Annotated in this window: 19 protein-coding genes and 2 tRNA genes; 2 read left to right on the forward strand and 19 right to left on the reverse strand. The window is 45.1% G+C overall.

Going from position 1 to position 22,783, the window contains the following annotated elements; genetic code table 11:
- Window positions 1–105: 105 nt before the first annotated feature.
- The 19 genes from GT575_RS10680 to GT575_RS10770 form a co-directional block, all read right to left on the reverse strand.
- A tRNA-Ser gene (locus GT575_RS10680) sits at window positions 106–194 on the reverse strand.
- Between the two features lie 40 nt (window positions 195–234).
- Window positions 235–320 (reverse strand) — tRNA-Ser (locus GT575_RS10685).
- Between the two features lie 46 nt (window positions 321–366).
- Window positions 367–1,140: a 2-C-methyl-D-erythritol 4-phosphate cytidylyltransferase gene (gene ispD / locus GT575_RS10690; RefSeq protein ID WP_172674925.1), complete on the reverse strand. Its 774-nt coding sequence runs from the start codon at window positions 1,138–1,140 to the stop codon at window positions 367–369.
- Between the two features lie 54 nt (window positions 1,141–1,194).
- A complete protein-coding gene (gene tsaD / locus GT575_RS10695; RefSeq protein WP_022215803.1) occupies window positions 1,195–2,217 on the reverse strand; it encodes a tRNA (adenosine(37)-N6)-threonylcarbamoyltransferase complex transferase subunit TsaD in 1,023 nt (340 codons plus the stop codon).
- 27 nt (window positions 2,218–2,244) lie between these two features.
- Window positions 2,245–3,159 (reverse strand): ribonuclease Z, encoded by a 915-nt coding sequence (locus GT575_RS10700; protein ID WP_055146418.1) that lies wholly within the window; start codon window positions 3,157–3,159, stop codon window positions 2,245–2,247.
- A gap of 40 nt (window positions 3,160–3,199) precedes the next feature.
- Window positions 3,200–3,415 carry a hypothetical protein gene (locus GT575_RS10705; protein ID WP_117874613.1) on the reverse strand — a complete coding sequence of 72 codons (216 nt, stop codon included), beginning with the start codon at window positions 3,413–3,415 and terminating at the stop codon, window positions 3,200–3,202.
- 138 nt (window positions 3,416–3,553) lie between these two features.
- Entirely contained in the window at window positions 3,554–4,012 is a 459-nt protein-coding gene (gene rimI, locus GT575_RS10710; RefSeq protein WP_161171983.1) for a ribosomal protein S18-alanine N-acetyltransferase, read from the reverse strand.
- Window positions 4,005–4,730, reverse strand: coding sequence for a tRNA (adenosine(37)-N6)-threonylcarbamoyltransferase complex dimerization subunit type 1 TsaB (gene tsaB, locus GT575_RS10715; protein WP_022215805.1), 726 nt, complete (start codon window positions 4,728–4,730; stop codon window positions 4,005–4,007). The genes rimI and tsaB overlap by 8 nt, the downstream gene beginning before the upstream one ends.
- The gene (tsaE, locus tag GT575_RS10720; RefSeq protein ID WP_055146424.1) at window positions 4,727–5,164 is read right to left on the reverse strand and encodes a tRNA (adenosine(37)-N6)-threonylcarbamoyltransferase complex ATPase subunit type 1 TsaE; all 438 of its coding nucleotides are present in this window, start codon (window positions 5,162–5,164) and stop codon (window positions 4,727–4,729) included. The genes tsaB and tsaE overlap by 4 nt, the downstream gene beginning before the upstream one ends.
- A 62-nt stretch (window positions 5,165–5,226) precedes the next feature.
- The gene (locus tag GT575_RS10725) at window positions 5,227–5,706 is read right to left on the reverse strand and encodes a deoxycytidylate deaminase (protein WP_015533858.1); all 480 of its coding nucleotides are present in this window, start codon (window positions 5,704–5,706) and stop codon (window positions 5,227–5,229) included.
- Between the two features lie 33 nt (window positions 5,707–5,739).
- Entirely contained in the window at window positions 5,740–6,045 is a 306-nt protein-coding gene (locus GT575_RS10730) for a hypothetical protein (protein WP_161171984.1), read from the reverse strand.
- A gap of 113 nt (window positions 6,046–6,158) precedes the next feature.
- Entirely contained in the window at window positions 6,159–7,364 is a 1,206-nt protein-coding gene (locus tag GT575_RS10735; protein WP_022215807.1) for an aspartate kinase, read from the reverse strand.
- A gap of 133 nt (window positions 7,365–7,497) precedes the next feature.
- Window positions 7,498–8,697: a homoserine dehydrogenase gene (locus tag GT575_RS10740; RefSeq protein ID WP_117874610.1), complete on the reverse strand. Its 1,200-nt coding sequence runs from the start codon at window positions 8,695–8,697 to the stop codon at window positions 7,498–7,500.
- A gap of 126 nt (window positions 8,698–8,823) precedes the next feature.
- Window positions 8,824–9,936 (reverse strand): peptide chain release factor 2, encoded by a 1,113-nt coding sequence (prfB, locus tag GT575_RS10745; RefSeq protein ID WP_161171985.1) that lies wholly within the window; start codon window positions 9,934–9,936, stop codon window positions 8,824–8,826.
- 23 nt (window positions 9,937–9,959) lie between these two features.
- A complete protein-coding gene (gene secA / locus GT575_RS10750) occupies window positions 9,960–12,533 on the reverse strand; it encodes a preprotein translocase subunit SecA (RefSeq protein WP_015533855.1) in 2,574 nt (857 codons plus the stop codon).
- 166 nt (window positions 12,534–12,699) lie between these two features.
- Window positions 12,700–13,227, reverse strand: coding sequence for a ribosome hibernation-promoting factor, HPF/YfiA family (gene hpf / locus GT575_RS10755; protein ID WP_022215810.1), 528 nt, complete (start codon window positions 13,225–13,227; stop codon window positions 12,700–12,702).
- A 216-nt stretch (window positions 13,228–13,443) separates the two neighbouring features.
- On the reverse strand, window positions 13,444–14,805 hold the full coding sequence (locus GT575_RS10760; RefSeq protein WP_161171986.1) for a C40 family peptidase: 1,362 nt from the start codon (window positions 14,803–14,805) through the stop codon (window positions 13,444–13,446).
- Window positions 14,806–14,959: 154 nt separating this feature from the next.
- Window positions 14,960–16,705: a pyruvate kinase gene (gene pyk / locus GT575_RS10765; protein ID WP_022215812.1), complete on the reverse strand. Its 1,746-nt coding sequence runs from the start codon at window positions 16,703–16,705 to the stop codon at window positions 14,960–14,962.
- Window positions 16,706–16,762: 57 nt separating this feature from the next.
- Window positions 16,763–17,674 carry a DUF1189 family protein gene (locus GT575_RS10770; protein WP_161171987.1) on the reverse strand — a complete coding sequence of 304 codons (912 nt, stop codon included), beginning with the start codon at window positions 17,672–17,674 and terminating at the stop codon, window positions 16,763–16,765.
- Window positions 17,675–17,921: 247 nt separating this feature from the next.
- Between GT575_RS10770 and GT575_RS10775 the strand changes: the two genes are divergently transcribed.
- Window positions 17,922–20,504 (forward strand): fibronectin type III domain-containing protein, encoded by a 2,583-nt coding sequence (locus tag GT575_RS10775; RefSeq protein ID WP_161171988.1) that lies wholly within the window; start codon window positions 17,922–17,924, stop codon window positions 20,502–20,504.
- A gap of 171 nt (window positions 20,505–20,675) precedes the next feature.
- Window positions 20,676–22,748 carry a GH25 family lysozyme gene (locus GT575_RS10780; RefSeq protein ID WP_161171989.1) on the forward strand — a complete coding sequence of 691 codons (2,073 nt, stop codon included), beginning with the start codon at window positions 20,676–20,678 and terminating at the stop codon, window positions 22,746–22,748.
- Window positions 22,749–22,783 lie beyond the last annotated feature (35 nt).

Here is a 22,783-nt window from a genome sequence, read left to right on the forward strand (position 1 = left end):
TCATCTCTGATCCGACGTTCTTGAAATTCTTGTTTGGAATTTCAGGGTTGTCATGTTGTTAATTTTTCAAGGTTCTTATATAGCTCTGATACTAAGTATGTCTAACGGAGAAGGAGGGATTTGAACCCTCGCGCCGCTATTAACGGCCTACTCCCTTTCCAGGGGAGCCCCTTCAACCGCTTGGGTACTTCTCCAGTATCAAGCGCTTGAACTTTCATTATGTATGAAAGTCAGCGGAGAGAGAGGGATTCGAACCCTCGCGCCCTTTCGGACAAACGGTTTTCAAGACCGCCTCGTTATGACCGCTTCGATATCTCTCCAAGTTGTTTTTGTTCGTCGCCATCAACCGGCGACTTGTACATATTATCACTTTACCATCTTTGTGTCAACATCTTTTTTCAAAAAATTTGAAGCAATTTTTAAATCCTCAGGAGTGGTGATTTTCAGGTTCTCATACGCCCCCATTATCACCTTCGTTCTGACGCTGCTATAACGCTCCACTATCATTGTGTCATCCGTTATAACCTGACATTTGTCATGCGCCAGTCCATCATAACAGGTAAGCAGAAGTTCCCTGTTAAAACTCTGCGGAGTCTGAACCTGCCACAGCCTGGATCTATCAGGAGTATCCACTCCCATCTGATCCTCATCTACTATCTTGATGGTATCCTTCACAGGTACACCCACTGTACACGCAGAATATATCTTTACTGCATCTATGGAATCTGTGATGATTTTCTGGGTTATGCATGGTCTCGCACCATCATGGATGAGTACATACTTCGCACCATCCGCCGCAATAAGTCCATTATGTACGGAGTCATAGCGCTCTGCCCCACCGGTCACGATCTTCCTGACTTTGGTGATGTTGTACCTGTCTACTATGTCATTTCTGCAATATTCTACATAATCCTCACCTGTGACAAGGATTATGTCATCAACCGGACTGTCCTGAAAGGCCTTGAGCGAATAATACAGTACGGGATAATCCCCCAGCGTCATAAACTGCTTAGGTATATCGCTGTGCATCCTGCTGCCCTTTCCGGCTGCAAGGACTATTGCCGTGACCTTTACTTCATCCACTGTATCAAAGATTTCTATATTTGATTCCTTGTAATCAGCATTATCCGCATCGCCCATGTTCATCTTCTCCCTAGTAGTAGTCTGACACCATCACACACTTGACCAGGCTGGTTATCTCTCACCCAGCTTGAGGTTTGGTATGGCATTCAGATCCCATCCATGTCTTGTTCCATTTATGTATTCGTAGTATCCCGCCGCACCTATCATGGCCGCATTGTCCGTGCACAGTATCGGCGATGGATGATACAATGTAAGCCCAGCCTTCTCACAGGCCGCCTTCATGCTGGCTCTGAGAGCAGAATTGGACGCAACTCCGCCAGCTATGGCTATCTTATCCATATGGTATTCCTTTGCCGCAGCAACCGCATGCTCTGTGAGTACTTCCGTTACTGCTTTCTGGAACGATGCTGCCACATCGGCCTCATTAATCTGCTCGTCTCTCATATGAGCCTGATTGATATAGTTGAGCACTGCGGACTTCAGGCCACTGAAGCTGAAGTCATAGGCTGATTCTGCCACCTTTGCCCTTGGAAATTCTATAGCGTCAGGGTTACCCTCCTTCGCCTTACGATCTATCTTCGGTCCTCCCGGGTAACCCAGTCCTATAGCCCTTGCTACCTTGTCAAATGCCTCTCCTGCCGCATCATCCCTGGTTATTCCCAGTATCTCAAACTTGCCGTAATCGACTACCTTTACAAGATGTGTGTGACCTCCTGACACAACAAGGCACATGAACGGAGGCTCAAGCTCCTTGTTCTCTATATAATTCGCTGCGATATGACCTTCTATATGATGCACACCAACAAGTGGTATATCTTTTGCAAATGCTATGGCCTTGGCTGCTCCCACACCAACGAGAAGAGCGCCAACAAGCCCCGGTCCATATGTGACTGCAACCGCATCTATGTCATCCAGTGTGCACTCTGCCTCTTTGAGCGCCTGTCTTATGACCTGTGTAATCTTCTCTATGTGCTTTCGCGAAGCTATCTCCGGCACAACGCCTCCATAAAGTGTATGGATATCTATCTGTGAATATATTATATTTGACAGTACGTTTCTTCCATTCACAACAACCGCTGCGGATGTCTCATCACATGAGGATTCTATAGCCAGTATCTTTACATCTTTCTCCATAATTCATCTCACCTTTGTCGATCTATTCTACTTCTCCGAAAACTTGAGCGTTGTTGTCGTCCTGTCCTTTGCTGCAATAGTTCTCGGGAATATCTCTCTTATCTCATCCATAAACACCGCCGGTTTTGCCATCGACGGACTGTAATGTGTAAGCCACATCTCCCCCACATCTGCCTTTGCCGCTATGGCCGCAGCCTCCTGCATCATCATATGCTTATGCTCTATGGCTTTTATCTCTTTCTCCTTTTCGCCGTACATGCCCTCACATATGAACAAATCTGATCCGGCTGCATACTTCTCTATAAGGGGGGTCGGTCTGGTATCTGTGCAGTATGTGAGCTTCAGACCCTTGCGGTCAGGACCAAGCACCATATCAGGAGTATATATGTGTCCATCCTCCTCGTATGTGTTGCCCTTCTGCAAGCCATTCCAGTATTTCATTGGAATCTCATTCTCTCTAGCTCTATCCACGCTGAATTTTCCTGTTCTTGGAAGCGAAAGGGAATATCCATAACATGTCACATTGTGATTCACCCTGAATGCATCCACCCTGAGATCCTCCCACATAAAGCTCTCCTCAGCCTCCGAGAGCTCCTGGAACCTGATCTCAAACGGAAGCTCAGGCGCTATAACCCTGAGGGAATTGACTACCTTCTCAAGTCTCTTTGGGCCAACCATAAGAAGTGGCTCCGTTCTCTCGGCATTGCCTATCGTGAGCAGCAGCCCCGGCAATCCGCTTATATGATCTGCATGAAAATGTGTGAAGCAGATCACATCTATCTGCTTAAAGCCTATCATGCCCTGCTGACGCATTGAGGTCTGGGTTCCCTCTCCGCAGTCTATCAGCATCTCGTGTCCGTTATATCTGACCACGAGAGATGTAAGTGCCCTGTATGGCAGCGGCATCATCCCTCCGGTCCCCAAAAGACATACGTCTATCATCTTCTATCTCCATTTCTAAGGCAGAGTCTATATGCATACTCTATGCATACTCTGTCACATCATCTATCCTTGGAGGTATGACACATTCATTTACAAGTCTGTCGTAACAGTCCTCACACATCCTGAGTGTGTATTTTCTGCCATCCTTGTGTGAGAAATACCCCCATTCCTTCTGAATAAGGACGTAATCCTCCTTGTTATGCATATCTCCAAATACAATTATCCTTCCACACCTATTACATCTGATCTCACTCATATTTATCTCCTGTCCGACTGCATGCAGCCCTGTTATGAGTCTGATTATAAGCCAGATCCTTCACAGAATATACCGACAATGTTTTCCAGCCGTGCAAATGTGTTCTCCACGCACTGTATATTCTGCATATATCTATTACTACAACTGTTTTTTCATAACCAGACCATCCTCCACCGGTGAGTCGTAGTATTTTTTTCTTGTAGAAATTTTTATAAATCCAAACTGCTCATACATAGCTATCGCAGCAGCGTTGGATTCCCTGACTTCCAGAAATATGCTCTGCACATTCCTGTCCTTGCAGTCATCGATCATGGCTTCCATCAGCTTACAGCCGATGCCACGACGTCTTGATCTGGCATCCACTGCTACCCTGAGCAGATCTGCACTGTCACACACCGCCGAATATATGATATAGCCGGCGATTTCTCCTTCAGAAGTCTCAAGGATCTTGACATGATCGTATGTCCCCTGTATAGATGAGGACACCATCTCCTCATTCCACGGATGCGAAAACACCGCCATCTCAAGTGCAGCTATCCCGGCCAGGTCTTTCATATCTGCCAGTCTCGGGCGTACATGGGAAAAACAGCTATTCATGTCCATCATTCTCCAGTTTTGCCTTTTCAGCTCTCTCCCGCTCTGCCTGTGACTGTCTGAGATATTCAGGGGCAAATGTATCCCCCTCCTCATACTGTCCGGCTGCATATCTCACCTGGGCTGCGGCTGCCACCGAGCCAGCTCTCTGCTTATTCATGTGTGCCGGAGCAAATGCGTAGTCTGCCGTCATCTTCTCTTTTAAAACATCAGCATACACATCTATTCCATCTCCCACAAATATAACCTTTTCCCCTCTCTCATTGAGTTGGTCTATAAGGTCAGCAATATCCATAGGAGTCTGATCCATTATCGTCTCAAGCCTGTCATCACTGTTAAAACTATAAAGTCCCGTATACACCTGTTTTCTTCTCGCGTCCATGATAGGGCAGATAAGTCTGTCAGTTCCCCACACATTGTATGCAAGCCCCTCAAGTGTCGGCACCGCAATAACCGGTATATTCCATGCAAGTGCAAGTCCCTTGACCGTCGCTGAGCCTATTCTGAGTCCTGTAAATGATCCCGGTCCGGCAGCAACAGCCAGCGCATCAAAACTCTCTTTGTCCGTCTCTGTCATCTTCACGATCTCTTCCAGCATAGGAAGCAGTGTCTGGGAATGTGTCTTCTTGTAGTTGGTTGTATATTCAGCTATCAAATTATTGTTCTCGACTATGGCAACGCTCGCCACAAGTCCTGAGCTGTCAAATGCTAAGATCTTCATATCTGATCATGCCTCTCTTCTATCGTAATACGCCTGTAATCAAGGCCCTTTGAAAGGTCCTTCTCTATGTCGATTCTGGTATATGTGTCAGGTAATATCTCCTCGATGAGGTTAGCCCACTCTATAAGACATACTCCATCTCCATACACCATCTCATTGTAGCCTATCTCATCCATCTCGTCTACATCGCCGATCCTGTACACGTCAAAATGATACAGAGGCAATCTGCCCTCGTCATACTCCTTCACAATAGTGAAAGTCGGGCTGTTCACCACTTCAGTGATTCCAAGTCCAGCTGCCACCCCCTGGGATATTATCGTCTTGCCAACTCCCAGATCTCCATATATACAGTACACCTGGCCAGGAGCTGCATTCTGTCCAAGCTGTACTCCTGCATTGTAGGTTTCTTCCTTGCTATTACTCTCTATGACCATATTCTCTCCTGTCTGTCATACATATGTGTTCTCTCCGGTATTCCGGAACTATTCTGTTACTTCTAAAGATTGAGCGTGATCTTCCTGCCTTTTGCTTCAAATGGCCTGTATGCAACACCAGCCATGTCAAACATTTTCTTGGAGGCTATGGTGCTCTCTGTCATCGCATACTTGTCTGACATATACACTACTTCCTTTATACCGCACTGAATAATAGCTTTGGCACATTCATTGCACGGGAACAGAGTAGAATATATGATCGCATCCTTGAGATTGCCACCTCTGTAATTAAGAATAGAGTTCAGCTCCGCGTGGCATACATAGAAATATTTGTTGTCAAGCGGGGCTCCGGACTTTCCCCACGGCATTGTGTCATCGTCGCATCCTGCCGGCATACCATTATATCCCATGGACAGAATTCTGTTGTTCTTGTCCACTATACACGCACCAACCTGCGTTGACGGGTCTTTGCTTCTCTCTGCCGACATCATCGCAATGCCCATAAAATACTGATCCCACGATATGTAATCTGTTCTCTTCATACCCTGACTCCTTTCAAATTCTTTTATGTTCCATTACCCGGGTGCAGACGCATGAAAGACGCTTCGCGCGGCGTCTGCTTCATCATAAGGAATCCCCCGCCTTAACGGCGGTTCCCCCTTATACGGGTGCAGCCGCATGAAAAGCGCTTCGCGCGGCGTCTGCTTCATCATAAGGAATCCCCACCTTAACGGCGGTTCCCCCTTATACGGGTGCAGCCGCATGAAAAGCGCTTCGCGCGGCGTCTGCTTCATCATAAGGAATCCCCACCTTAACGGCGGTTCCCCCTTATACGGGTGCAGCCGCATGAAAAGCGCTTCGCGCGGCGTCTGCTTCATCATAAGGAATCCCCCGCCTTAACGGCGGTTCCCCCTTATGATAATTTACGCCGGAGTTTCCCCCGGCGTATATTGTAAGGTCCTGCAGAACAGAACTTCATATGATTCTGTTAGAATTAACGATCGCCGAGTGCGAACTTGTCATGGATCGCGTTCATTGCGCGCTCTGTATACTGCTCGTCGATGAGAACTGTAACTCTGATCTCTGATGTTGAGATCATTCTGATGTTGATGTTCTCATCATAAAGAGCCTCGAACATCTTGGCTGCAACACCTGCATTTGACTGCATTCCTGCACCAACGATAGAAACCTTTGCAACATTCTTGTTGACATCTATGCTCTCAAACTTGCCTATGTTGTTCTTGATGATCTCCTCTGCTTTGTCTGCATTCTCATCACTACATGTGAATGTAATATCCTTTGTTCCATGTCTTCCTACTGACTGCAGTATCATATCTATATTGATGTCATTCTTTGCAAGCAGGTTGAAAAGCTTGAATGCAACACCCGGTGTGTCCTCTAATCCTACAACTGCCACTCTCGCTGAATCTGCATCCGCTGCAACTCCACTAACTAACATCTTCTCCATTCCAGTATCCTCCTTAACTATTGTACCCTCTGAAAAATTGAGACTTGAACGAACAACCAGCTGAACACCGAACTTCTTTGCAAGCTCAACTGAACGGTTGTGCAGAACGCCTGCTCCAAGTGTAGCAAGCTCAAGCATCTCATCGTATGTTATCGTATCCAGCTTACGTGCGGTCTTTACCTTACGTGGATCTGCTGTATATACTCCATCCACATCTGTGTATATCTCACACGCATCAGCGTTAAGTGCCGCTGCAAGTGCAACAGCTGTTGTATCTGAACCACCACGACCAAGAGTTGTGTAATCGTCATACTTGTTAATTCCCTGGAATCCTGTGACAATAACTATCTTTCTCTGCTCCAGCTCATGTCTTATTCTCTCAACATCGATTCTCTTCAGACGCGCATTGCCATACACTGAAGTTGTATGCATTGCCACCTGGAATGCGTTCAGAGAGATTGCAGGAACTTTAAGAGAATTCATAGCCATAGCCATAAGCGATACGGACATCTGTTCACCTATTGTAAAAAGCATATCCATCTCTCTCTTAGGTGGATTCTCATTTACCTGCTTAGCCATATCTATCAGCTCATCTGTGTATTTACCCATCGCAGACAGAACTACGACTACGTCGTTCCCCCTCTGCCAGTCCTCAATACATCTTTTGGCCACGTTAAAGATTCTTTCGGTATTTCCAACAGAAGTACCACCAAACTTCTTTACTATTAACATATTGTCCTCCTGATCGCTCATTTGAAAATTTGTATATTTAACTCTTCACCGGAGCGGTCCGGTAAAAAGAAATAAGCCTTTTGTAAAATACCGCAATTCGACTAGGATTGCAAGGTCATTGAATAATATTGTACTAATCCAGCACTCTAAGAGCACTCTTGACACCAATCTTATTGCAACATGCCTCAAATTCACCCTCTGTGATCACTGCTGTAACAAATGCCTTTTCATCGAGATCAGAATCGACATACTCAACATCACCAAATACCGCCTTGATGGCAGCCTCATTCTTCTCATCTGTTCTGACAAAGAATCTGCTCTCTGAGTCCGCAAATGTACCCATCTCAAGTTCTTCGTCCTCCCATATGATAGGAACATGTCTTCCCGCATTCTTCACTGCATCAATAACGTCTGATACAACCGCAGACGCTGTTGGAAGCTTTCCGGCGCCCTTGCCGTAGAACATTACGTCGTCAAGTGCATTACCATGTACAAGTATGCCATTGTATACATCATCTATCTTTGCCAGCGGATTGTCATGTGGAAGCATGACCGGGGCAACATATGAATATAGCTTGCCGTCTGTTTTTCTGGTTGTTCCGACAAGTTTTACAGAGTAACCCATCTTATCCGCATACTTGAAATCATCTGTTGTTATCCTGGTTATTCCCTCCATATGTATCCTGTTGTAATCCAGGTTCTTGCCATATACGAGAGATGTAAGTATAGCTATCTTTCTACACGCATCGCCACCCTCTACATCAGCCTCAGGATTGCGCTCCGCATATCCGAGCTCCTGTGCCTGCTTCAGCACTGTCGCATAGTCAGCCCCCTCTTTATCCATCTTGGTTAGGATGTAATTCGTTGTACCATTGAGTATTCCTGTGATCTCCGTAACATCATCCGCAGTTATGGATGTGTTAAGTGGTCTTATAACAGGAATTCCACCGCCTGCTGATGCTTCAAAGAAGAAATTGATATTGCTCTCTCTGGCAATCTTTATAAGCTCAGGTCCATGAACGGCCACAAGCTCCTTGTTGGAGGTTGCCACACTCTTTCCGGCAAGCAGGCACTTCTTGACAAATGTATATGCAGGCTCAACACCTCCCATAACCTCCACAACGACGCTTATATCATCATCGTTAAGTATATCTTCAAAATCATGGGTGAGAATATTCTCGACAGGATCCCCAGGAAACTCCCTGAGATCAAGCACTCTCTTAACGTTTATCTCCTGTCCAGCTCTCTTGTTAACAATATCATGGTTGGTGTTAATCACTTCCACAACTCCTGAACCCACTGTACCATAACCTAATACTGCTATATTCACCATGTTTTTATCTCCTTCTTATCTCCTTTTTCTGCATAATAATGCAAGTTTAGTACGTCATTACTTTATCAGTATAAAGCGTCATTGTCAAAGACTAATTTCTTATCATCAAATGACTCTCATGTGCTGCTACACCTCAACCTTATTCACCCATTTGAGATAGGCTGTCATAAATCCATCAAGATCTCCATCGAGAACCGCCGATACATTGGAATTCTCGTATGCTGTACGTTTATCCTTGACCATGGTATACGGTTGGAGCACATACGATCTTATCTGACTTCCAAAACCATTGTCAGTTAACTCTCCGCGGATGTCCGAAATTTTCTCCAGATTCTCCTGTTTCTTCAAAAGATAAAGTTTGGACTTCAGCATCTGCATAGCCTTATTCTTGTTCATGAGCTGTGATCTCTCATTCTGGCACTGAACAACTATACCGGTAGGATAATGTGTGATTCTGATGGCCGATGATGTCTTATTGATATGCTGGCCACCTGCACCGCTCGATCTGTAGGTATCTATCCTTATATCTTCATCCCTGATCTCTATCTCCAAATCCTGCTCTATATCCGGTATGACATCACAGGATGCAAACGAAGTCATTCTCTTGCCGGCCGAATTGAATGGTGATATTCTTACCAGTCTGTGCACTCCCTTCTCTGACTTGAGATATCCGTACGCATGCTGCCCATTTATCTGAATGGTCACAGACTTTATACCAGCCTCATCGCCCTCAAGGAAATCGAGCACCTCAACACTCATGCCGTGCTTTTCTGCCCATCTGGTATACATTCTGTACAACATACTCGCCCAGTCGCAGGACTCCGTTCCGCCCTCTCCTGAATGGAGTGTGAGTACCGCATTACAGTCATCAAACTCGTCAGTGAAGAGAAGATTTATCCTATACTCCTCAAATTCCTTCGTAAATATATCTATCTGCTCCCCTATCTCAGGCACAAGACTCGGATCATTCTCCTCCTCCGCCATCAGGATCAGTGTATCTATATCCACATAGTCATTCTCAAGCTTCTTATAGTTGTCAACCAGATCCTGAAGTCCCTTCAGTTCCTTCGATACCTCACGGGATCTGTCGATATCATCCCAGAAATCCGGCTGTTCCATCTCATAATTAAGCTTTGCTATTCTGTCTGTCTTGTTTTCAATGTCAAGGGATGACTTGACCTCCCCCAAGGGATCCCTATAGGAGGCCATCGTCGCCCTGAACTCATCCAATTCTATCACTTGGTTTCTCCTGTATCACGTATTTATGCGTTCTTACCGCAGCAGTTCTTATACTTCAGACCGCTTCCGCATGGACAGAGATCATTTCTGCCTATCTTCTTGGCTTTCTTTACAGGTCCCCTTGACACTGTGTCATCCTTATTGGTTCCTGTAACCTTATTCACCTCTTCACGCTCAATCTTCTGCTCAACCTTTATTCTGAGAAGAAGCTTTACAGTATCCTCACGGATCGCTGCTGTCATGTCATTGAACATGTCATATCCTGCGAATTTGTATTCTACAACAGGATCTCTCTGGCCAAGTGATCTAAGTCCGATTCCCTGTCTCAGATTATCCATGTCGTCGATATGATCTGTCCACTTTCTATCTATAGTCTTGAGGAGTATAACTCGCTCGATCTCTCTCATCTGATCAGGATCACCGATCTCTTCCTCCTTGGCAGCATAGAGCTCAAGAGCTTCATTGTACAGTCTGTCCTTCAGCTCGCTGATATCTGCCTTTTTGATCTCCTCTTCGGTAAGTGTAACCGGCTCAGCAAATGGAACTATGCCCCTTATCATGTCATCCAGCTCTACCTGATTCCAATCCTCAGGTGCTGTCTCTGATGAGCATACCTGATCTACTGCTGCATTTATATCATCCTTTATCATCTTGAGGATAACCTCGTGCATGTTCTCGCCGTCAAGAACTCGTCTACGCTCCTTGTAAATGATCTCTCTCTGCTCGTTGTTAACACGGTCATACTCAAGAAGATTCTTTCTTATGGCAAAGTTGTTACCCTCGATCTTCTTCTGTGCCTTCTCTACGAAGTTGGAAATAGTCTTATGCTCTATCTCCTCGCCCTCAGGTATCTTAAGGGTATCGTACACTGACATAACTCTCTCTGATCCGAAAAGTCTCATCAGATCATCTTCCAGTGACAGATAGAACTTTGACTCTCCCGGATCTCCCTGTCGTCCTGAACGTCCACGGAGCTGATTATCGATACGTCTGCTCTCGTGTCTCTCTGTACCGATGATCCTGAGTCCTCCGAGCTCTGCAACACCCTCGCCGAGCTTGATATCAGTACCACGTCCTGCCATGTTAGTCGCGATGGTTACCGCATTCTTCTGTCCAGCGTCTGCAACTATCTCAGCCTCAAGCTCGTGGAACTTGGCATTGAGCACCTTGTGAGGTATCTTTCTCTTGGACAGCATATGACTGAGTTCCTCTGATGCGTCGATATTGATCGTACCGACAAGCACCGGCTGTCCCTTTCTGTAACTTATATTAATCTGCTCAACGATCGCATTGAGCTTTTCTTTCTTAGTCTTAAATATAGAATCCGGCTGATCTATTCTCTGTATAGGTCTGTTCGTAGGAATGACAACAACGTCCATTCCATAGATCTCTCTGAACTCCTCTTCCTCTGTCTGGGCTGTACCTGTCATACCTGCCTTCTTGTCAAACATGTTGAAGAAGTTCTGGAATGTGATCGTTGCAAGAGTCTTGCTCTCTCTCTTGACCTTTACATTCTCCTTTGCCTCTATAGCCTGATGCAGACCATCTGAGAATCTACGTCCGGGCATGATACGTCCGGTAAACTCATCAACGATGAGTACCTCATCATCCTTCACCACATAATCTCTGTCTCTGAACATGAGGTTATGTGCACGGAGTGCCAGGATGATATTGTGCTGGATCTCCATGTTCTCAGGGTCTGAGAGGTTGTCAATATGGAAGAACTGCTCTACCATCTTCACACCATTTGCAGTGAGCATGACGTACTTGTCCTTCTCATTTACAAGGAAATCTCCATCCTCCTCTATCTCTGTCTTCATGAGCATATCCATCTTGGATATCTCTCCATCACCCTCACCTCGCTTCATCTGTCTCGCAAGGTAATCACACATCTTGTAGAGCTCTGTGGACTTGCCGCTCTGACCGGATATGATAAGAGGAGTACGTGCCTCATCGATAAGGACTGAATCCACCTCATCGATTACACAGTAGTGAAGATCTCTCAGAACAAGCTTCTCCTTGTAGATTACCATGTTATCTCTCAGGTAATCGAAACCGAGCTCGTTGTTGGTAACATATGTAATATCGCAGTTATACGCCTCACGTCTCTCGTCTGTTGTGGAACTGTTGAGTATGATTCCGACCTTAAGTCCGAGGAATTCATGCACCTGCCCCATCCATTCAGCATCTCGCTTTGCCAGGTAGTCGTTGACAGTTACAACATGGACACCCTTTCCTTCAAGGGCATTCAGATAAGCAGGAAGTGTTGATACAAGTGTCTTTCCTTCTCCCGTTCTCATCTCTGCGATTCTTCCCTGATGGAGAACTATTCCTCCTATGAGCTGTACCCTGTAATGCTTCATTCCAAGTACACGGTATGCAGCCTCTCTCACAACCGCAAATGCTTCTACCAATATATCGTCTAACGTCTCGCCGGCAGCAAGTCTGTCCTTAAACTCTTGTGTCTTGCCCCTCAGCTCTTCATCTGAAAGTGCCTGCATCTTCTCGTCGAGTGCCTCTATCGCATCAACTATAGGATTGATCTTTTTCAATTCCTTCTCGCTGTGCGTTCCAAATATTTTCTCAAACAAACCCATGTTGTTTTTGACCTCCTAGCTATCGTTATTCAGGGTACATTCTAACATCATATGACATTTATATCAAGCAAAAAGGAGACCTTCTATAACCGAAAGTCTCCTTTAAAATACTATATTCAATTATCATCGGCACTTATATTAACCGTGCTTTTGCCAATATCTGATCTTAATATTCAGGCTCGATGATTCCGTATGTGCCGCCCTTTCTCTTGTATACGACATTGACCTCATCTGATTCTGCATTCCTGAATACGTAGAAATTATGTCCAAGCAGATCCATCTGGATACATGCATCCTCTGGATACATAGGTTTTACTTCGAACTTCTTAGTTCTCACGATCTTGATATCGTCATCATCCTCAACGTCCTCGTCGACAAATGCATCGTTCAGGTATGCTACATTCTGCTCCTTGTCAATGAGCTTCTTACGATGCTTGGTAACCTGTCTCTCAATAACCTCTACAACGAGATCGATCGAAACATACATGTCATCACTAACCTGCTCGGCTCTGATGATATGTCCCTTCATAGGAATCGTTACCTCTATCTTCTGTCTATCTTTCTCAACGCTGAATGTGACCTGTGCGCCAGTATCAGCCGCAAAGTACTTCTCAAGCTTTGAGAGCTTGTCCTGTACTGCATTTCTAAGTCCTTCTGTAACTTCAATGTTCTTACCGCTGATTATGTAATTCATGATGCCCAACTCCTTCTTTTTTGGATATGATCCAAATTGATATGACCATTATACCACAACGAGTCTTTTTTTCAATATATTTGACGTATTTTTATGTGCATATTGACAACTTTATTTATTTTCACTGTCATGTTTTCGCCATTTTACACAAAAAAGCGCACATGTATACCATGTGCGCTTCAATGTATTCATTATACCCTATTATATACAGCGTGTCTACTGTCCTATGATTCTGACTGCACAGAGCGGATCTCTGTAGAATGCAGAGGATATCTTGATACCGGTCTCCTCTGTGCTGGCATGTACTATCATTCCGTCTCCGATATATATAGCGCAGTGCTCTATAGAGCTGTCTCCATAGAAAAGTATGTCTCCAGGCTCAAGACTTGAAGTGTCTACTCTTGTTCCATACTGTGACTGTGCTCCCGCTGAGTGTGGAAGTGAATATCCAAACTGAGCGTATACAGCCATGACAAAGCCTGAACAGTCAGCTCCATCCGTAAGGCTCGATCCGCCATATACATATGGATTACCCACAAACTGTGTTGCAAAGTTCGCAAGGTCTATTCCTGTCTGGCCGCTCGGTGCCACTACATTGTTCTGTGAATCGTCTGAATCGCTGCTGTCAGATGATGTGTCGTCTGATGTATCCGATGACTGATCTGCAGAATCTGTATCCGGCTGATCTGGCGTGTAGGAATCATCCTCTGTGCTCTGGCTGTCATCCGATGCGTCCTCAGCTTCTGCCTCGTCTGCGCTCTCCTGTTCCTGTCTTGCCTGCTCCTCTGCCGCCTTTTCTTCCGCAGCCTTCGCATCAAGCTCTGCCTGGATCTGCTCCATGGACTTGGCAGTTGCAAATGCATATGTATCATCTACAAATTCAGTGCTGACATAACCATTCGTCTCGTCGTCAAGTGCTATCTGCACCCATTTGTCATCCTGTGATATGACATCAAAGCTCTGGCCTGATCCAACCTGTGTTATACAGTCGGAGTTCACATCAGCCTCCGTTCTTACGTTGAGTGTCTCTGTATTGACAGTTACCTGCTTCGGACAGTTCGCCTCGGCATAGGCTCCCGCATCATCTCCAAAAAGAAGCAGGTCATTCCTTATGTATCCTGTACAGTCACCTGATGTGACCTTGGTCCACTCCTTGCCCTTCTTCTCTATGGTTGCTATTCCATTGTTCCCTATGATACCAACTACATCTGAATCAGTTCCGGCTCCCGATCTTATATTCACATAATCCTCGGTGGCAACAAGACACTTATCCTTGAAATCAGGATATTTCACCTTGTTCTCTTCGCTTGTCTTGTCCTTCTTAGCCTCCGCAGCATTCTTTCCTACGGATGCTGTAGTCTTCTGTGCATCTGTGGACGTTGCCGCCTTTGCAGCATCGCCTGCGTTTTTATCATTGCCCGCAAGGGTGTTAGCATATCTGTCAAATGCAGATGAAATACCTACAGTTGAATCGCTGTATATCTGTCCCGCGCTCACCGTTCCTATGGAAGTGGTGATCATCATTCCTGCCGCTGCAGCAACAACTATAGTCTTCTTAAATGACTTTGCTTTAGACATTATAAAAAACCTCCTGTGCTGATCTTAACGCAACAATTATTACATCTTTGTTACAAATCTATTGTAGTATAGCAATAATGATTACATTTGTCAACACAGGAGGCGTTGTTTTATACGTTTGTATTTATTTTTTGTTACATATTTGTTACATATACTAGTTTGAAATTACAACTCCATCCTCGCCATTTACAGTAACTATAGCGCCAGACTTAAGTATCTTGGTCGCGTTCTGTGCACCCAGGATAACAGGTATGTCACGGCTGAGTCCGACTATGGCAGCATGTGAATTGCCACCGTTCTTCTCACACACGATCGCAGATGCAGTCTTGAGCTGATCCATGATCCTGTTGCTGGTCTCATTTATGACGATTATGTCTCCATCCTTATAGTTCTTGATGAGCTCATCCTCTGACTCGCATACACAGAGCGGTGCGGTTGCAGATCTCTCATTTATAGAGAAGCCCTTTACAAGGATATGTCCTACAACGTGTACCTTTATCAGGTTTGTCGTGCCGGTCACGCCAAGTGGGACTCCGGCGGTGATTACAGTCACCTCACCGTCCTTAACATAGCCGTGCTTCTTTGCCGCATCAACAGCATGCTCGAAGAGATCGTCAGTGTTGTTCTCCTCACCTATAAGAAGAGGCTGAACTCCCCATGAAAGATTGATCTGTCTGGCAACCTTCTTAACAGGGGTACATCCGATGATCGGACATTTTGGTCTGTACTTTGAGAGCATTCTCGCTGTCTTTCCTGACTTGGTAACAGTGATGATGGCTGCCGCTGCAAGGTCTATGGCCGTTGTACATGTCGCATGTGATATAGCACTCGTTATATCAGGATTCTGCACCGCATCCCTGTTGAAGAATCTCTTGTTGTAATCTATGTCTCGCTCTGCTCTCTCTGCGATGGTCTTCATGGTGTGAAGAGCCTCAACCGGATACTTGCCCGCTGCGGTCTCTCCTGAGAGCATGATTGCACTTGTTCCGTCATATATGGCATTTGCAACATCTGTCGCCTCTGCTCTGGTAGGTCTTGGATGTATCATCATGGAGTCAAGCATCTGTGTAGCTGTTATGACCTGCTTGTCCGCATTGTATACCTTCTTGATGATCATCTTCTGGATGATAGGCACATCCTCAAGAGGTATCTCAACACCCATATCTCCTCTTGCGACCATGATTCCATCGGACACTCTGATTATGTCGTCTATATTGTCAACGCCCTGCATATTCTCAATCTTGGCGATGATATTGATATTGTCACACTCATACTCGTCAAGGATCTTCCTGATCTCAAGTATATCGTCGGCTGATCTTACAAATGATGCAGCGATGAAATCGAAATCATTCTCAATACCAAAGATTATATCCGCCCTGTCTACATCGCTTATGTATGGCATGGTGAGGTTAACTCTTGGAACATTTACACCCTTGTGGTTTGATACAGGTCCGCCATTCTCCACGCGGCACACGATATCTTTATCAGTAACCTTCTCTATCTTCATATTTATAAGGCCGTCATCGATGAGTATGGTATCTCCCGGCTTGACATCGTTCACAAGATTCTTGTATGTAATGGATACCTTTGCCTGGTCGCCCACCACATCCTCTGTCGTCAGTGTAAATGTCTGTCCTTCTACGAGTTCAACCTTGCCCTCCTTGAAGTCCCCAACTCTTATCTCCGGGCCCTTAGTATCAAGCAGTGTTGCAACCGGAAGTCCAAGCTCCTCACGAAGCTTCTCCACTCTGTCCTTGTTCTTCCTGTGCTGGGCATGATCACCATGAGAAAAATTGAATCTGGCAACATCCATCCCCTCGATCATGAGCTTTCTGAGCACCTCATCATCGTCCGTCGCCGGTCCCAATGTACAAATTATCTTTGTCTTTCTCAAATTCATATGAATACTCCTCCTACTGTTTTATATATTGTATTTGAATGTGTCTTCTATAATTATTTACCTTTGCTCATACTGGGCAAATTCCTGCGCCAGATCATTCTGTTCTACCTGTGCCGGACCTTCCTGTGGATCGTCATCCGGGTTATTCTTATGATACTGCGATACAGCGGCAAATATGTATATCACAGATATGAAAAGCGCCAGCATCCCCATCGTTCTCTTCGCCGGCCATATGTATGTTGCAATGACCATCATGAGGAAATACCATAATAACCTTATATATATGGCAGATTTGTAAATAGTGCCAAATGATACCTCGATCTTCTTCATGGATGCCGCTATCAGTCCCGCTACCGTTATGAGCAGTGACCAGAACAACGTGAGCACAAATCCAACAATTATCTGCAATACCCATGCAAGCACAAGCACTGGTGTGTCGAGCTTATTTATGAGATTGATCACATCCTGCTTTGTAACAGCCTTGAATCCATATGTCTCATTCAGGGATTCATATATATCCTTACATCTTATGATCTGTGTTCTTCCTGAGTTATATGTGAGTATCTCATCCGCTGATATGATGAATACGGTACGATACCCGCCGTCTGCAGCAAGGTCTCTTGCAACAGCTTCATCCACTTTCGTCTTCGATGTGTCGATCTTTATGTAGGACATGTTCTCATCATCCGACCAGTCGAATGCCCCATCGTAGTAAAAACCATCTCCGGTCAGTGAAAAATCCTCCATATTCCGGTCTATCCTGTCCGCAAGCCTTCCGCCGCCAAACAACTGGTTATATGGAATAAAGAATATCACCAGATAAGTCAGTGTGCTCATGATAAATGTTATCAGCATCGCCGATGACATCCGTCCAAATCGTCCATTTATGTAATAAGCTTCCGGTTTTGCGACACCTACGAACATGTTCTTCAACGCGCCTAAAAATCCAACTCTTTTTTTATCATCCAACAGTTATTGTCCTCCAAATTTCATATGCCTGCTAATTATAACATAGACTTTATGTATTTAATATGAAAAACATCAACCTTTACCGACTTTTTTCTTGTTTTTCATTCAGGCTTTATGTTTTAGCTGGATTTTAATAAGCATTTTGTAATATATTCGTAACAAATCAGTGCAGTTTTATTGACTTTTCATAGCGTACATTATATTATGTAAACTGTGCTCAAAACTTTTTACAAAACGGGAGGAATTCATGATTATCAGAAAATTTACCAGGATAATTCTGGGCGCTGCTCTGGGTATAAGTGTATTCGCATTTGCCGGCAACGTGCCCGAAACAGCCTATGCCGCAAACATGTCCGACATAAGCGTTACATCAACGAGGGAGGATGTACAGCAGGTGGTGGACGATGGAAACTTCGACTACACAGAGCTTGACGGTACAGAGATCGATCACATATACGAGTTGTATAATAACGATCCCGAAACCATCAAACAGCTCCAGCGTCAATCCGATTACAACGCCACCGGCGATATAGCTACGCTGAGTGCCAGATATACCCACTCTTCCATGTTCGATGGCTACAAAGTCATCAAGGGCATAGACGTATCCGAGTGGAACGGCGACAACATCAACTGGAAAAAGGTTAAAGCCGCAGGAATATCCTACGCATTCATACGTGTGGGCGGACGCTACTACGGTTCAGGAAAATATTTCATCGATTCTACATACAAGGATAATATCAAAAATGCACTGAATGCAGGTGTTGACGTGGGTGTGTACTTCTACTCACAGGCCATCAGCACATCGGAGGCCAAGACAGAAGCCAAATACACTACCGACCTGATCTCAGGCTACAACATAACTTATCCCGTTGTCATGGATTATGAATACGCATGGGAAGATGGAGGTCTGAGCGGTCGTCTGTACAACGCTCACCTTTCCAAGAGCGCAGCTACAAATATCATAAAAGCATTCTGTGCGGCAGTTGAATCAAAGGGCTACGTAGGCATGATCTACGCCAGCAAGACTGTCATCACAGACGACATGAACGCATCTTCGATCGCACAGTCATATCCTATATGGAATGCCCAGTACAACGACACGGACACTCTCACAGTGAAACATTCATACTGGCAGTACAGCGACGTCGGCAAGGTGTCAGGAATCAGCAATGCAACTGATATGAATTTCAGATATGTCAAATCTCCTGCCGCGCCTTCATCTCTGACACAGTCAGCGTGCACAGACTCCACTATCACACTGACATGGACGAAGATCCCTGAGGTCTATGCTTACCAGATCGTGCGTTACGACAGCTCCGAAGATAAATATGTCTCCGTGGGAACTGCCAAGGGTGCCGGAACGACTACATTTACAGATAAGAATCTTCAGGACGGTAAAAAGTATACATACAAGGTACGCGGATATTACAAATTGAGCTCAGGAGCCATCTACGGAACCTACTCAGCAGAGTGTACCGGCATTACAATAGCTGATACCATAGAGAACTTTGCGGCTGCAATTACAGCGCCTACATCTGTAAAACTTTCATGGTCACCTATCCCTGCAGCAACAGGATACAGAGTATACAGAAGCAACGGTTCATCAGGCAGCTACGAGACGATTGCCACGACCAATTCTCCTGACGACTGCGAGGTTACCGACAGCCAGCTCAATCCTGGCACAAAATATAACTACAAGGTACGCGCATACACAACAACTGATACCAACACCATCTGGCACGTTCTATCAGATGCCAAGACCATAACCACCGACCCAGGCGAGGTTACAGGGCTCAAGATCACTTCAGCCTACACAAGCTCACTTACACTGAAGTGGAATAAGCAGGAAAATGTTGACGGATACATCGTATATGTATGGGAGCCATCCAATGCTACTTGGACAAGGCTTGCAAAGATCTCTTCCAAGTCTACTGACACATACACACACAAGGGACTTCCTCATTCAACTGAGTACAGCTACACGGTATGTGCATATTACAAGAAAAATGGAACATACCACTACACAGAGACAGCCAGCGCAGTGAGCGGATTTACCGGACCTGCTGTTCCTTCCCAGATTGCAACCGCATCAAGGACAGCCAATTCCGTGACCATAAGATGGACACAGATATCTGATGCCACGGGCTACACGGTATACAAATATAATACGTCCAGCAAGTCATTTGAGCAGGTGGCACGTATCAGCGGAAGCAGCAACAGAACATACACATTTACAGGACTTAAAGCCGGAACAGAATACAAATTTGGAGTGAGAGCATACACAGAGCGGAATGGATTCACAGGCTTCAGTGACCGCAAGGATTTCAGCTCCTGCACTCTCCCGGCAACCTTTACATCATCCTTCAAATACACACCACTTGGATCGCAGAGATTCCTCCAGTGGTCAAAGCTGTCATACGCTGACGGCTACATCGTATACAAGTATGATCAGAAGGCAAACAAATACACAAGAGTTAAGAAGATAACATCCAACAAGACAAATTTCTGTTTTGTTCCTAACCTCAGAAGAGGCTACGGTTACCGTGTTCTTGCTTACATGAAGTACAACGGCAAGATATACTACGGTGCACTTTCAAAAGCACCGATCAAGAATACATCTCTTACCGGAACGATCACTGACAGCAGCGTAAACCTCCGTGCAAAAGCCGGAACAAACAGCAGAGTAGTCAGAACGCTTGCAAGGGGTTCAAAGGTCAAGATCTCCGGCTACGCAAAGTCTGGAAGATATATCTGGTATAAGGTCACATACACCAGAGGCTCCAGAAAATATACGGGCTATATAAGATCTGATTTCATACGTGTCAAGTAATTCTGATTCTTATACAATTAAAATAGGGAAAAGCATACATACTTTGTATCTCCTGCTTTCCCCTATTTTTTTTATATTTTTATCAATATTTTTCTCACGCAGGCCTTTTATTAATAATATTTTAATAATCTTTTTGTAATATAATTGTAATATTTGTATTAGGAGGCTTACATGAGAATAAAACGATTATCTAAACAACTTTTTATTATTTCCCTTGGAATATTTATACTGACTGCGGCAGATAATATCTTCCACTCTGCCACAGTATACGCGGCTGATACCTCCACCATCTCAACATCATCGACCAGATCTGAGGTCCAGGAGGTTGTGGATGAAGGTAACTTTGACTACACTCAGTTGAGCGATGCCGAGATCGACCACATATATAGTCTTTACGGCAACGATCCTGAGACGATAAGGCAGTTGCAAAAGCAGTCAGACAGCGCTAATCCTTATGGTGTTGCCACGCTCTCATCGACAACATATACACACGCATCCCAGTTCAAGAACTCCACTGTCATGAAGGGGATAGATGTATCGGAGTGGAACGGTTCCATCAACTGGAGCAAGGTAAAATCCAGCGGCGTTACATTTGCCTTTATCAGGGCTGGAGGAAGGTACTATGGTTCAGGTGCATATTTCGTCGACTCCAAATTTGCTGAGAATGTCAAGAATGCAACTGCGGCAGGGATTGATGTCGGAGCGTACTTCTACTCTCAGGCCATAAACGCCACCGAGGCCAGGCAGGAGGCGGCATACACCTTGAACATCGTATCCTCTTACAACCTGACACTTCCCATCGTCATGGACTACGAATACGCATGGGAGGGTGGACTGACCGGCAGGCTCTACAATGCGCACCTGTCCAAAAGTGCTGCCACCACGGTCATCAACACTTTTTGCAGTACAGTGGAAGCAAGCGGCTACGTGGGCATGCTGTATGCGAGCAAAAGTGTTATAACCGATGACATGAAGATCACCAGTATAAACAACAAATACCCGATATGGAATGCGCAGTACAACGATTCAGACACGCTGACCGCCACTCATTCATATTGGCAGTACGATGACAACGGAACCGTCGCCGGAATAAGCTATCCGACGGATCTCGATTTCAAATATGTAAATACACCGGCAGCACCTACAGAACTCACATTTAAGTCATCGACCAACTCATCCATAACCCTCACATGGAATAAGGTTCCGGAGGTATATGGTTATCAAATAGTTCGTTACGATGAGGCCGAAGGAAAATATGTGTCGATCGGAACAACAAAGGGGGCTAGAACTCTGACCTACACTGATAACGGTCTCACCAGCGGTAAAAAATATACCTACATGGTGCGCGGATACCATAAATTAAATGCCGGCACTGTATACGGAGCTTACTCGCAAGAATATAGCTGCACCGCCACCTATGCAGAGGCTGTAACTGCATCGACAGATCCTGAACCTCCAATCTTCGATACCGCCCCGGACATGCCTACCCAGGCCGCAATAGCAGACAGGACTTCAAGTTCCATTAATGTCCGCTGGAGCAAGATTTCCGGAGTCACAGGCTATTTCGTGTACAAATACAACACGTCCACTGGTAAATATGATAGAATTGCAAGATGCATAGGCGATAAATCCAGAAGTTATAACTTTACCGGACTTTCTCCCGCCACAACATACAAATTCGGCGTGAGGGCGTATTATGAATACAACGGTGTGATTATGTACAGCAACCGCCTGGAGTTCAGCAAATGTACAAAGCCACGAACCTTTACATCTTCATTTAAGTATACTCCTCTCGGTTCGTATCGCTGTCTGCACTGGCAGAAGCTTTCAAATGTATCCGGCTACATCATATACAAATATGATATTGCCCATAACAAATACACAAGAGTAAAGAAAATATCCTCTTACAAAACAACCAGTTGTATACTTCCTGCTTTGAAGAGTGGCTTCGGCTACAGGATTCTTGCATATAAGAATGTCAATGGTTCGATAGTATATGGCGACATTTCAAAAGCTCCCGCAAAAGCCAGCTCATTGAGCGGAACAGTCATTGACAGCCAGGTCCGTCTCAGGGCAGGGGCAGGAACCAACAAACGTATCATCCGGGAACTTGCCAGAGGATCAAAGGTCAAGATCAGCGGCTGCAAATATTCCGGCAAGAATGCGTGGTATAAGATCACTTACACCAAGGGCTCAAAGAAATACACCGGATATGTAAGATCCGATTTCATAAGAATAAACTAGTCTTAATTCAAATAACAAAATAGGCATCATACCTG

The sequence above is a fragment of the Coprococcus sp. BIOML-A2 genome (assembly GCF_009875795.1).
Lineage (GTDB): Bacteria > Bacillota > Clostridia > Lachnospirales > Lachnospiraceae > Coprococcus > Coprococcus aceti.